Origin of the sequence: Clostridium sp. AM28-20LB (assembly GCF_003480665.1) — a bacterium.
GTDB lineage: Bacteria > Bacillota > Clostridia > Lachnospirales > Lachnospiraceae > Otoolea > Otoolea fessa.
Window position 1 is genome coordinate 16,607 of the sequence record NZ_QUJN01000004.1, and the last position, 13,143, is coordinate 29,749.

The following is a 13,143-nucleotide window of genomic DNA, read 5'->3' on the forward strand; positions in this document are numbered from 1 at the left end:
GCAACACGGAGAAAGGCTGCTTATCAGACAATGTCTGAGCGGCAGCAAGCAAGTGAAAGATGAGGTAGCTTATGAATTATGAGGATGATGAGCTGGAGCGCATGAGGGCGCGCCGCGAGGGCAGAAGCAGCCGTGCCAGTCAGGCAGGGTATTCTTCGCGCGGCAGTTCTGCTTCCGGCACCAGCCGCAGAAGAGTCAGCAGTACAGTCGAAAATAGCCAGAGAAAAGGTGAGGCGGGCAGCAGTTCAGTACGTTCCGGCTACAGCGGTCCTAAGAGCGCTGGAAGTGGAAAAAAGAGTTCGGGACGCCGCGGCAGCCATTACCGTAAATCGGCGCGCCACAGAAAGCATATGATCATTGCGGCGGAGATTGTCGTGATTATATTGATGATTCTGGGCGGTGCGTTCTGGTATATGTATCACAGAACCTTCGGTTCTATGCAGAAGATTGATTTCAACGAGGACCAGGTTAAGAACGTCAATCTGTCCCAGGAACAGATCGATGATATGAAGGGCTACATGACCGTGGCGTGCTTCGGTGTCGATTCGCGAAGTGAGCACGGGCAGATGAATGTCGGAAAAGGTACGAACGCGGATGTCAACATGATTGCCAATATCAATCTGGAGACGGGTGAGATCCGCCTTGTATCGGTATTCCGGGACAGTTATCTGAATATCAACGATAAAAACTCTTATAATAAGATCAACGCCGCTTACGCACAGGGCGGTCCGGAGCAGGCAGTTAAGGCGCTGAATAAGAACCTGGGTCTTAACATTACCCAGTATGCGACGTTCAACTGGAAAGCGGTTGCGGATGCCATCAACATTCTGGGCGGTGTAGATGTCGAGCTGAGTGATGCAGAGTTCTCCTGGATCAATGCCTTCATCACGGAGACCGTAAAGGAGACTGGTATCGGTTCTCATCAGCTGACCCATGCGGGCAATGTACATCTGGATGGTATCCAGGCAGTTGCATACGGACGTATCCGTTATTCAGATACGGACTATGCGCGTACCGAGCGTCAGAGAATTATTCTTCAGAAAGCCTTTGATAAGGCAAAAAATGCAGACTGGGCGACACTCAACTGTCTGATTCAGACGATCATGCCGCAGCTTGCAACCAATGTTGATATTACGGATTTGATTCCGCTGGCACGCAATATCGCGAAGTTCCATATTGGTGAGACCGCGGGATTCCCGGCAGCCAGAGGTGAGCAGGATGTTGGAAAGATCGGTGACTGCGTTATCCCGCAGACACTGGAGTACAACGTAAAAGAGCTTCATAAGTTCCTGTTTGATGAGGAAGATTATCAGGTTCCGTCCAATGTCAAGGAGTACAGCAGCCATATCGCGCAGGTAACGGGGCTTACGACGAATGCGAAGCTGATTGGTCATGTTCCGGTCGATCAGGGTGTCAGCGCCCAGACGTTTATCAAGAAACGGGCGAGCCGTATTGCCGCGCAGGCAGCGGCGAAGGATGCCGCTAAGAAGTCATCGACGAGTGCTTCGGACGAGTCGGATGACGAGAGCGGGGATGAGACCAAGAAGGGCGAGAGCGAGAGCTCGATCGGATTGGACGAGATCTTTGATCCGGATGAAGACTGGATTGACTGGGAGGAAGAAGAGTCGAAGAGCAACAGCAGTAAGGGACCAGGAACAACGACGACTCCCGGCAAGAAAAATCATACGGATAAGACAACCGAGGCGGATGATTCTTTATCCGGACCAGGCAGCACATCGGAGACGAAGTCTTCCGTTGCAAAACCGGGATCTACAACCACGACAGCGGCAGAGACAGCGGCATCCAGTGAAAAGACTTCTCCGGGTGCATCAGATAATTCCGGTGTGAAAAGCCCGGTCACAGAGATTCAGGATCCGGGGAATTCCGGAAACAGCGATGCAGCAGGCCCCGGCGGTCCGGCAGGTCCGGGAGCTTAATCTGAATTCAGGTGATATACTATGATAAAAGATAACCAGAAACGGCTGAACCATTTCCACGTAGTGCTGGACGCATGTGTCATTGCATGCGCCTACGCACTTGCGTGGTTTATCGTCAATGGAACGTCGTGGTTTAATGTAACAGGGCATAATAAGAGCGCAATGGCAGTCGTCTATCTGGCGGCTGGCGTTCTTATTGTACCGTTTTATTTGATTTTATACGCATTTTTTCATCTTTACACGCCCAAACGGGTTCAGGGAAGACGGGTGGAGTTAGCCAATATTTTTAAGGCGAACATCATCGGTCTTTTGGTGATCTCACTGATGCTTTACCTGGGCGGTAAAAATGAGTATTTCCACAACTTCTCCCGTCCGATGGTATTTTTGTTTTTTGGCATCAATCTCTTTGCTGAGATTCTGATGCGGAATATCCTGCGGATAGCGCTTCGGTCGATGCGGTCGAAGGGATATAACCAGAAGCATCTGCTTCTGGTCGGTTACAGCCGGGCAGCGGAAGGATTTATTGACCGTGTGAATGTCAACCCGGAGTGGGGCTATAAAATCCGCGGTATTCTGGATGACCATGAGGAGTGGGGCAAAGAATATAAGGGAGTGCGCGTGATCGGCAAAATTGACGATCTGGATACGATTCTGGCGCTCAATACGCTGGATGAGATCGCGATCACCCTGAGCATCCAGGAGTATGGAAAACTGGAAAAAATCGTGGCAGGCTGTGAAAAATCGGGTGTGCATACGAAATTTATCCCGGATTATTATAACTTTATCCCGACCCGTCCGTTTATGGAGGATCTGCAGGGACTTCCGGTGATCCACATCCGCCATGTGCCGCTCACGAATCTGCTCAACGCAACGATGAAGCGGACGATGGATCTGGTCGGCGGCATGATGGCGCTCATCCTGTTTTCACCGGTGATGCTGGTGACGGCGATTCTTATAAAGGCGACTTCGCCGGGACCGGTCATTTTCTGTCAGGAGCGGGTGGGACTTCACAATAAGCCGTTTAAGATGTATAAGTTCCGCTCGATGGCGGTACAGTCGGCGGCAAAGGAGAAAAGCCAGTGGACGACGCCGGGAGACCCGCGTGTGACTCCGATTGGAAGATTTATCCGGAAGACGAGCATTGACGAGCTTCCGCAGCTGTTTAATGTTCTGAAGGGCGATATGAGCCTGGTTGGACCGCGCCCGGAACGCCCGTTTTTCGTTGAAAAATTCAAGGAAGAGATTCCGCGTTATATGATCAAACACCAGGTGCGTCCGGGAATGACCGGATGGGCACAGGTCAATGGTTACCGGGGCGATACCTCGATCACGAAGCGGATTGAGCATGATCTGTATTACATCGAGAACTGGACGCTGGGATTTGATTTTAAAATCATGTTTTTGACGGTTTTTAAGGGCTTTATAAATAAAAACGCGTATTGATGAGGAAAACCACATGGGATATGAAGAAGAAAGAGATAGGTCAGGACACCGCCGGAGCCGACGGGCAAAACCGTCGGAGATGGAAGACGATGGTCTGACACTGATCACGGATTCATTTACGGGACGCCGGGAGGACGGATCCCACCGGAGCGGAGATAGAAGCCGAAGTGGTCAGAAAGCGGCAAAGAGGGGACAGACGCAGCCTGGCAGCAGCCGGGAGAGCCGGAATCAGGAGAAAACCCGGACCATGAACCGGTCGGATATTTACGCCGACCCGGTTAAATTGAAAGCGCGCCGGAAAAAGAAGCGGAAGATATGGTTTATTCTTCTGGAGAGCGTGATGCTGATCGGGATTCTCTGCTTTGCGGGATATTCGTATATCAGCAGCCGTCTGGATCTGATGCAGCGGCTTCCGTGGAACCCGGATGAGATCAAAAACGTCGAGATTTCGGAGGAGAAGCAGGAGCAGATGAGCGGTTATTGGACGATCGCGGTTTTCGGCGTGGATAGCCGTAACTCATCGGTCGGAAAGGGCAACAACTCGGATGTCAATATTCTCTGCAACATCGATCAGGGAACCGGTGAGATACGTCTGGTTTCGGTGTACCGGGATTCATATTTAAATATCAGCGACAAGAATACCTACAACAAAATCAACGCTGCTTATATGCAGGGCGGACCGGAGCAGGTTGTCAAGGCGCTCAATAGGAACCTGGATATCGATATTGACGATTATGCGACCTTTAACTGGAAAGCCGTTGCAGATGCGATCAACATTCTGGGCGGCATTGACGTGGAGATCACGAAATCAGAGTTTTATTATATCAATGCGTTCATTTCTGAGACGGTCAAGGCGACCGGCGTCGCTTCGACCCAGCTTAAATCAGCGGGCATGAACCATCTGGACGGTGTGCAGGCGGTTGCATATGGGCGTCTCCGTCTGATGGATACGGACTATGCCCGTACCGAACGACAGAGAAAGGTTATTTCCCTCGCGTTTGAGAAGATGAAAAAAGCAGATTGGGCGACGATCAACAATATTGTGCAGACGGTATTTCCACAGGTGGCGACCAGCATCGAGATCAATGATCTGTTGAAGATAGGACGAAATATTACGCGTTACCATCTGACCGAGACGACCGGTTTTCCGTCGGAGCTGAGGGAAAAGAAGATGGGACGCAAGGGCGCCTGCGTCATCCCGCAGACGCTGGAGAGCAATGTCATCGAGCTGCATCATTTCCTGTTTGGCGATGAGGAATACACGCCGACTGAGACGGTCCGGACGATCAGTCAGAAAATTGTATCAGATACAGGCGTTCATGGCACGAAACAGGCAGAAACGAAGGCATTGCCGAAGACGACCGAGGCGACGACAATTTCCATCCTGGATCCGACGCAGGAGAGCGGCGCGGACGAAAGCCAGAAAGCCGGGAGCGGCAGCGACGAGTCGGAGAAAGAGACCGGTAATGCTTCGGAAACACAGGAGAATGACGTTTCTGAGCAGGAAAGCCGTCCGGACGGTACGCATGCATCAAAGGAAAATGCGCGGGAGAGCAGTGAGGCAGAGTCTGGCGGTTCTTCGCCGGCATTTCCGGGCGGAAATTCTGGCACCGGCACGGAGAATGGCAGAGAAAAACCTTCCGGCAGCGGTTCCCCGAATGGAAGCAGTGCACCGGGAAGTAAGACGGATGCGGGAATCATCATTGAGTGATGAGAGAGTGTGAAACGGAGGAAATGCGTTGAATTTAGATGGTTTGTACCGGATGCAGGGAATGTTATTTTCCCTTATGATTCTGGGTGCATTCTTAAAGAAGAAGGGAATTATCACGGATGAGGGAAAAAGGGTCATTGCGGATCTGGTCATCTTTGTGACACTTCCCTGCAGTATCATCGAGTCATTTGAAGTAGAACTGAGCATGGATATCTTAAAGAGCAGCGCACAGGCGCTGCTCGTCTCGTGTATGGTTCAGGTGGCTTGTTATATCTTAAATATGGTACTGTATCCGGGTGTGGAAGAGGAAAAGAAGAAGGTCCTCAAATACGCGACGATGGCGTCCAATGCCGGGATTCTGGGAAATCCGGTGGCGGAGGGCATTTTCGGCTCGATGGGGCTTTTCTACGCCTCTTTTTACCTGATTCCGCAGAGAACTGCGATGTGGTCTCTGGGAATGACGTATTTTACGAAGGCGCCGGATCGGAGGACGCTGATTAAAAAGATATGCACGCATCCGTGTATTGTCTCCGTATTCATCGGCTTTGTGCTGATGCTTTTACAGATGCAGATTCCGGGATTCCTGGGAGATACGGTACATAGCTTGAACAAGGCAAACACGGCAGTCTCCATGATTTTCGTCGGAACCGTTCTGGCGGAGGCAGATATGAAGACGATGATCACGCCGCTCAGCTGCTACTATGCCGCCGTGCGCCTGATCCTGATCCCGGCGTTTGTGTGGGCCGGCTGTCTGCTGTTCCATATCGACACGCTGGTGATGGGGATTTCCGTGGTGCTGGCAGCGATGCCGGCAGCAAGCACGACGGCGATTCTTGCCGCGAAATATGGCGGGGATGAAGTCTTTGCGACGAAGTGCGTGGTATTTACGACGCTGCTTTCGATGGTGTCGGCACCGGTTTGGTGTATGGTGCTGCAGCGGTAATCCCTTATGAGTTCGTATTTCTATAAAGGGGGTTTCGCTTGCATTGGATGAAAAGATATGTTATATTAGGGATAGAAAAAAGGAAAAGCCAGAGGAGCGGCTTACCTGAATAAATTAAACAACTGTTTTATTAACAGCCGTCATTATTGCAGTAATGGCGGCTATTTTCGTTTTCCCTTGAAAATTGTCATTGGCAATGCCCTCCTTTCTTTCGTCTGGAGGGTTAGATTTGTGCCTCGTTCCAGTCTTTGATAAACAAGTTTTGCTGAAATCTAGCAACCCTCCGATAACAGAGGGTAAGCCGCCTGGCTCTCTGGTTTTTCCCATGTACGAAGTATATCATAATTTATCAGAACAGACAATGATAAAACGAAACAAATCCCCTCAGATTGCTCTGAGAGAATTTGCAGATTCATGATTTATAATAGCAGTTCATATTGCTTGGTTATAGTCTTACAAATATTCTGTGATTTTACTTTTCATCCACAACCTGGAAAATGTAGAACTTCAGATAATAGGACGTCTCATCCCCCGCCCACAGAATCGGATGGTCGGCTGCCTGGGTGCGGTATTCGATCTGGCGCAGGCGGCGGTGGGCGCTGCGGGCTGCCTCCTGAATCGCCTTTGTGAAGAGCTCCGGCGTCATGAAATGGGAGCAGGAGCAGGTGGCGAAGTAGCCGCCGTCCTTTACCAGACGCAGACCGCGAATATTGATCTCGCGGTAGCCCTTGATGGCATTTTTGACCGAGCTGCGGGATTTTGTGAAGGCAGGCGGATCGAGGATCACGACGTCAAATTGCTCACCTCTTGCCTCTAATTCCGGAAGCAGGTCAAAGACATCCGCGCACTGAAAGGTGGTAGTGCCGGAAACACCGTTTAACTCTGCATTTTCACGCGCCTGTGCGACGGCAAGTTCGGACGCATCCACGCCGATGACCTCTTTGGCGCCGGAGACGGCTGCATTTAAGGCAAAGGAGCCGGTGTGGGTAAAACAGTCCAGAACGCGTTTGCCCGGGCAGAGACGCTGGATTGCCAGACGGTTGTATTTCTGGTCGAGGAAAAAGCCAGTTTTCTGCCCGTCCTTGACATCTACCAGATAGCGGACACCATTTTCAACGATCTCTACTTTTGTATCAAATGGTTCTCCGATAAAGCCCTTATAGCGCTCCATGCCCTCCTGTAAGCGGACCTTAGCGTCGCTGCGCTCGTAAATACCGCGGATATGAATGCCGTCTTCCTCAAGCACCTTGACGAGTTTTTCCAGAATCAGCGGTTTCAGACGGTCGATACCGAGCGCCAGGGATTCAACGACCAGCACATCGGAAAATTTGTCGATCACGATGCCCGGAAGGAAATCTGCTTCGCCGAAAATCAGGCGGCAGCTGCTGGTATCAACTGTCTGACGGCGGTATTCCCAGGCATTGCGGACGCGCATTTCGATAAAAGCATCGTCGATGACAGTATCCTTTTTGCGGGAAAGCATCCGCACGGTAAGCTTGGAGCGGGTGTTGATAAAACCACATCCGAGCGGATAACCGTCAAAATCTTCGACACGAAGGATATCGCCATTTTCAAAGTCGCCCTCAATTCGTTCAATTTCATTATCATAGATCCACATACCGCCGGCTTTCAGGGAACGAGCCTCGCCTTTGCGGATATGGACAACTGCCTGTGTATTCATCATGGATGTAACAGTCCTTTCATATAAAATGTAAAATTCGTTTCTTTCATTAAGTATACAAGAGGAGAGAAGGACTGACAAGTGAAAACCGAGAGATGTTTTTAAGCTTCACAGATTTATGATTTTATTTTCACAATTACATCACAAATAACTGATAGACTATCTCATGTAAACAGAGAGAGGGCAGAAAGCCTGAGACAGAATATAAGAGTATGAACAATCCGCTGCGGGAAGGTTCGCAAAATGGACAGTACGCAGCTGTGATTCCTGAGAACAGGAGGTATGAATATATGTATGACGAGAATGAAAGAAATGAGAGACACGATCAGGATGTAGATTATACGGAGGGCGCTTATTCGGACAGCGCTTATGAGGAAAAGAATAACGATACTGCTAAAAAAGAAGAAACTTCCGATTATGGCGGTTATCATGATTCCCGTTACCGGGGCAGTCTCGATGGAGAACCGGAGGCAGCAGCCGGAGCAGATCCGAAAGAGAATGCAGAGAAGCAGCCAGAACGCAGCTATATTCCGGAAGAACGGAGTGGCCGGGGACATGGCTCTAAGAATACTGGTAAGAAAATTGCGGCACTTGTGATGTCGGGCATTTTGTTTGGCTGTGTGGCAGGCGGAACCATGGTCGGCGTGAATGCACTTTCAAACCGGCTTCTTCCGGGTGAGACCGCACAGGAAACGATCGGTCAGGTTTCCCAGGAGACACAGGCAGATGCGGGCACTAAAACGCAGGCCTCCATTGGCAACGATGTTTCTTCGATTGTAGAGAAAGCGATGCCGTCCGTTGTAGCGATCAACAACAAGATGATTTATACACAGGACAACTGGCTGTTTGGTCAGCAGCAGTACGAGGTGCCGAGCAGCGGTTCCGGAATCATTGCCGGACAGAATGACACGGAACTTCTGATTATTACCAATAACCATGTCGTTGAAGATTCCGAGGAACTTTCGGTTACCTTTATTGATAACCAGAGCGTTAAGGCAGCGGTCAAAGGTACTGATTCCGATTCGGATCTGGCAGTCATTGCCGTACAGCTTTCGGATATACCGGAAGAAACGAGAAAACAGATTAAGGCAGCCGATCTGGGCGATTCTGATTCCCTGAAGCTGGGACAGGGGGTTGTGGCAATCGGTAACGCACTGGGACAGGGGCAGTCGGTTACCGTCGGTTATGTCAGCGCTTTAAATAAAAAGCTAACCATCAACGACGTAGAGCGGACACTTCTGCAGGTCGATGCGGCGATCAACCCAGGCAACAGCGGCGGCGCACTTTTAAATATGAACGGTGAAGTTATCGGCATCAATGCGGCGAAGTATTCGGACACCAGTGTTGAGGGCATCGGCTATGCGATCCCGATTTCACAGGCAAAGGATATTATCAGCGACCTGATGACGAAGACGACGAAGGTAGCTGTCGATGAGAATGAGCAGGGATATCTGGGAATCCAGCCTCAGAATATCGACAGCCAGATGGCGCAGGCGTATGGCATGCCGGAAGGTATCTATGTATACAAGATTGTTGCGGGCGGCGCGGCATCCAAGTCGGATCTGCGGGAGCGTGATATTATCACCAAGTTTGACGGTGAAAAGGTAAAGAATGGTGATGATCTCAAGAAACTGCTGACTTACTATAAGGCAGGTTCCACCGTTACCATGACGGTACAGAGTCTGGAAAATGGCAAATATGTCGAGAGAAACGTACAGATTACACTGGGCTCCAAGAGCGATATGCCGCAGAGCCAGGATAGCCAGAACGAGAGTCGGAGTGAATCACAGGCAAGTCCGCAGAGAAAACTGGGAAGATAGAAAATATCCCATCAGCGAAGTGGGCTGGAATGGATATTTGCCCGTAACGGTGAAGATACGGAACTGTTGCGAAGCGGAAATGAATAAAATCAGGAAGATATAGAAAAGAAGGCAGGTGAACCGCCGGTAGATCCTCTTGTAATCAGAGAGGGCGGTGATTCATCTGTCTTTTTGTTTCATAGGAAATTTTTTTATTTTTAAAACGAAATGACGGCTGCTGTTATGATTTACGTTTTTCACAAGCTATGATAAAATGAAAAGGTGCTTTCAGATTGGAGGAGATATAAAAATATGAGTGATAACCAGAATATAGATACGACAACCAATATAAACGAAACAGATACAAATAAAACCAGTACAGATCATTCGGATGATTACGAGAAAATCTGCTACGTCTGCCGCCGCCCGGAGAGCAAGGCGGGAGAGATGATCACGATGCCGGGTGGGATGAATTTCTGCCATGAGTGTATGCAGAAAGCATTTGACTCGATTTCCAAGTCGGGCATGGACTTTTCCAAGCTTCAAAATATGCCGTTTATGAACATGAATCTCAATGATTTTGCGGGCATGCAGATGCCGAATACAGAGATTCCAGAGAAAAATAAGATCAAGAAAAAGAGCAAGGCAAAAGACGCGGAGAAATTTCTGACGATGAAGGATGTTCCGGCACCGCACCAGATCAAGGCGCAGCTGGATGCGTATGTGATCGGGCAGGAGCGGGCGAAACGGGCAGTTTCAGTGGCAGTCTACAACCATTATAAGCGCGTGATTCTCCGGCAGCAGGACGAGCTTCGGGCAAATGAAAATACGGAAGAAAAGGCGGAAAACGCGGCGGCACAGGGAATGCAGATGCAGGGCGGCGAGCCGGAGATTGAGAAATCCAACATCCTGATGCTGGGACCGACCGGAAGCGGAAAAACGTACCTGGTCAAGACACTGGCGAAGCTTTTGGATGTGCCGCTGGCGATCGCGGATGCGACGGCGCTCACGGAAGCTGGATATATCGGAGATGATATAGAAAGCGTAGTCTCCAAGCTTCTGGCAGCGGCTGGAAATGATGTGGAGAAAGCTGAGCACGGCATCATTTTCATCGATGAGATCGATAAAATTGCGAAAAAGAAAAATACGATGAGCCGCGATGTCAGCGGTGAGTCGGTACAGCAGGAGCTTTTAAAACTTCTGGAAGGCAGCCAGGTAGAGGTGCCGGTCGGCTCAAACCAGAAGAATGCGCTCACGCCGATGGCGACTGTGGATACGAACAACATCCTGTTTATCTGTGGCGGCGCGTTTCCAGGATTGGATGATATCATCAAGGAGCGCCTGAAAAAGCGTTCCACGATGGGTTTCAACTCCCATTTGAAGGATGAATTTGACAATGATCCGGATATTTTGAGCCAGGTGACAACGGAAGATCTGCGGAATTTTGGCATGATTCCAGAGTTTCTCGGACGTCTGCCGGTGCTTGTGAGCCTGCAGGGGCTGACAAAGGAATTACTGATGCGGATTCTGAAAGAACCGAAAAATGCGATCCTCAAGCAGTATGAGCGCCTGCTGGCGCTGGATGAGGTCAAACTTGTGTTTGAGGACGATGCACTGGAGTGGATCGCTGAGCGGGCGCTGGAAAAAGATACGGGTGCCCGTGCGCTGCGTGCAATTTTAGAGGATTTTATGATGGATATCATGTATGAGATCCCGAAAGATCCGAATATCGGATCCGTTGTGATCACGCGCCCGTATCTGGAGAAGAAGGGCGGTCCGCGGATAGAGATGCGGGGGTAATAGCTTTTCAGGAACATGATCGGTGAACGGTGTCATGGATGTGGTGAAAGTTAGCGATGTAAGGATCCGGAAAAGCAATTTGTGTGTGAAGAGAAAACAGCAGAAGTTAATTAACTTCTCATGGATAAAAAAGAGTTATATAGGTTTAACGTCCCATACCCCCACTCCCGGCTGGGATATTCGATGGAATTTCGGCGGTCAGCCCCGCGGATCAGAAACGCCTTGGCAATCGAGGTGTTGATCCGCGGGGCTGATGGCGTATAGGCAGACCAGGAGAGCAGGATCGCGGCGGCTCCGGCGGTCATGGCGGCGGCAAATGAGGTTCCGGTTACCTCCTGATAATCGGGAAGCGGGAGCCGGACGCCGGGGGCGGCAAGGTCGGGCTTGATAGCTCCGGTGCGGGTAAAACCGCGGCTGGAATGCAGATAGATCCCGCCCGTCTGGTGGCTGTAGGCGGCGGTGGTGATGATGGCTGCTGTATTGCCCGGATCGGTGATGATTGTGTCCGGATCCGGGCGCAGAAAGAAGGTTTCATCCGAGATAAAGCCGTGCACCGGCAGCCACATATGGTATTCACCCTGAATCGAGAGCGTGTGGTAGACGCGGATTTTCCAGATTCCGGCGGCGGGGGCATCAAAGCGCATCAGGATCAGTTCGCTTCCGGTCGCCAGCTCGGAGCTGGTATAGTTGAGGTGAATGGTCGTTCCTTCCAGAAGAAAGGGAATCCGGCGTTCTTCGTCGCCGGAGAGCCGGATGCGTCCCGTTTCGTCGCCGGAGGGGGATAAAAATCCGACACTGTAAAGCTCCGATTCACGCGCCCACAGTTCCAGCGTAAATCCCCGTTCGCTGGGACCGACCCGCAGTTCCACATCCTCATAGGAGGTGGAAGCAGGAAATACACTGCGAAAATGGTGCCCGCGCCCGGTTTCATTGCCTCCGGCGGCGACCAGAATCTGCCCGCTGGCGCGCGACAGGCTGTTCAGATATAGACCAAGCGGCGAAGTGCCGCTGTGGCTTCCGGTATTGGTGCCAAGACCCAGCAGGATCACAAGGGGCTTTTTCTCCTGCCTGGCAATATAAAGAAGGAACTTGATTCCGAGCATGATGTCGTCCTCCTGAAAGGCGATGGCATCCTCGCGGATCAGAAAAAAATCGCGAAGATAGGTTCTGGCTGGTTTCAAGCGGACAACGACCAGTTCCGATTCCGGCGCCGCCCCGGAGAAAAAAGCATCGGCATCTTCGGAACCGGCGGCGATCAGCGCCATCTGCGTGCCGTGGCGGAGAGGATCCGAGGTGGGGACGATGGAATGCGGATCTTCCGAGCGCAGCGCCTCGTTGATGTGGGAACGCTGGTAGACACTTCCGTAGTGCAGCGCATCGATCGGATCCGGCGTGCTAAGCCCCGCGCCCGGAACCGTCTGATCCCAGATGGCGGCGATGCGCGTGCTTCCATCCGGATCGCGTAACAAGGGATTTGTATAATCGATCCCCGTATCCACAATCCCAATCAGCGTCCCGCGCCCCTTGTTTCCCAGGAATGGCTGTTCTGCGGTCCGGGAAATTCCTGCGCTGTCCAGGCTGGATGTATCTAATATGGTATAAAGATTCGGGATCGAGTCATAGCCATACTGCTGGACTGAGAGCGGCAGCGCCTCCGCCAGAGACCGGTGCCAGATCACATACTCATGATTGACAAAATCATAGCAGCCGGAATCATTTTCCAAAATCTGGTTATAGGTAAAAGGAAAAAAACGTTCGATAAAATCGGCGGTTTGGTTGTCTGGAAGAGAAGAACAATTCATAGCGTTTTCCATAGAGATTTTTTAGAA

Annotated in this window: 8 protein-coding genes; 6 read left to right on the top strand and 2 right to left on the bottom strand. The window is 50.9% G+C overall.

Going from position 1 to position 13,143, the window contains the following annotated elements; genetic code table 11:
* Positions 1-71: 71 nt before the first annotated feature.
* Genes DW739_RS09320 through DW739_RS09335 form a run of 4 tightly spaced genes read left to right on the top strand, consistent with a single transcriptional unit; the run spans position 72 to position 6,034 of the window.
* Complete coding sequence (locus DW739_RS09320) at positions 72-1,937, top strand: LCP family protein (protein WP_107001457.1); 1,866 nt, start codon at positions 72-74, stop codon at positions 1,935-1,937.
* Between the two features lie 21 nt (positions 1,938-1,958).
* The gene (locus DW739_RS09325; RefSeq protein WP_107001458.1) at positions 1,959-3,380 is read left to right on the top strand and encodes an undecaprenyl-phosphate glucose phosphotransferase; all 1,422 of its coding nucleotides are present in this window, start codon (positions 1,959-1,961) and stop codon (positions 3,378-3,380) included.
* Positions 3,381-3,393: 13 nt separating this feature from the next.
* Positions 3,394-5,091, top strand: coding sequence for an LCP family protein (locus DW739_RS09330; RefSeq protein ID WP_118742947.1), 1,698 nt, complete (start codon positions 3,394-3,396; stop codon positions 5,089-5,091).
* 28 nt (positions 5,092-5,119) lie between these two features.
* Positions 5,120-6,034 carry an AEC family transporter gene (locus DW739_RS09335; RefSeq protein WP_182427969.1) on the top strand — a complete coding sequence of 305 codons (915 nt, stop codon included), beginning with the start codon at positions 5,120-5,122 and terminating at the stop codon, positions 6,032-6,034.
* A gap of 472 nt (positions 6,035-6,506) precedes the next feature.
* On the opposite strand, the gene DW739_RS09340 is transcribed toward DW739_RS09335, so the two are convergent.
* Complete coding sequence (locus DW739_RS09340; protein WP_118743027.1) at positions 6,507-7,715, bottom strand: class I SAM-dependent rRNA methyltransferase; 1,209 nt, start codon at positions 7,713-7,715, stop codon at positions 6,507-6,509.
* A gap of 290 nt (positions 7,716-8,005) precedes the next feature.
* Between DW739_RS09340 and DW739_RS09345 the strand changes: the two genes are divergently transcribed.
* Both DW739_RS09345 and clpX read left to right on the top strand, forming a co-directional pair.
* Positions 8,006-9,535: a trypsin-like peptidase domain-containing protein gene (locus tag DW739_RS09345; RefSeq protein WP_118742948.1), complete on the top strand. Its 1,530-nt coding sequence runs from the start codon at positions 8,006-8,008 to the stop codon at positions 9,533-9,535.
* Positions 9,536-9,826: 291 nt separating this feature from the next.
* Positions 9,827-11,314 carry an ATP-dependent Clp protease ATP-binding subunit ClpX gene (gene clpX / locus DW739_RS09350; RefSeq protein WP_118522674.1) on the top strand — a complete coding sequence of 496 codons (1,488 nt, stop codon included), beginning with the start codon at positions 9,827-9,829 and terminating at the stop codon, positions 11,312-11,314.
* Positions 11,315-11,424: 110 nt separating this feature from the next.
* Here the strand turns inward: clpX and DW739_RS09355 are convergent, their stop codons facing one another.
* Positions 11,425-13,116: a S8 family peptidase gene (locus DW739_RS09355; protein ID WP_118742949.1), complete on the bottom strand. Its 1,692-nt coding sequence runs from the start codon at positions 13,114-13,116 to the stop codon at positions 11,425-11,427.
* Positions 13,117-13,143 lie beyond the last annotated feature (27 nt).

Coding starts and splice junctions, on each gene's coding strand:
- clpX (WP_118522674.1), top strand. CDS start 9,827: ATGAGTGATAACCAGAATATAGATACGACAACCAATATAAACGAAACA.
- DW739_RS09340 (WP_118743027.1), bottom strand. CDS start 7,715: ATGAATACACAGGCAGTTGTCCATATCCGCAAAGGCGAGGCTCGTTCC.
- DW739_RS09355 (WP_118742949.1), bottom strand. CDS start 13,116: ATGAATTGTTCTTCTCTTCCAGACAACCAAACCGCCGATTTTATCGAA.
- DW739_RS09320 (WP_107001457.1), top strand. CDS start 72: ATGAATTATGAGGATGATGAGCTGGAGCGCATGAGGGCGCGCCGCGAG.
- DW739_RS09330 (WP_118742947.1), top strand. CDS start 3,394: ATGGGATATGAAGAAGAAAGAGATAGGTCAGGACACCGCCGGAGCCGA.
- DW739_RS09345 (WP_118742948.1), top strand. CDS start 8,006: ATGTATGACGAGAATGAAAGAAATGAGAGACACGATCAGGATGTAGAT.
- DW739_RS09325 (WP_107001458.1), top strand. CDS start 1,959: ATGATAAAAGATAACCAGAAACGGCTGAACCATTTCCACGTAGTGCTG.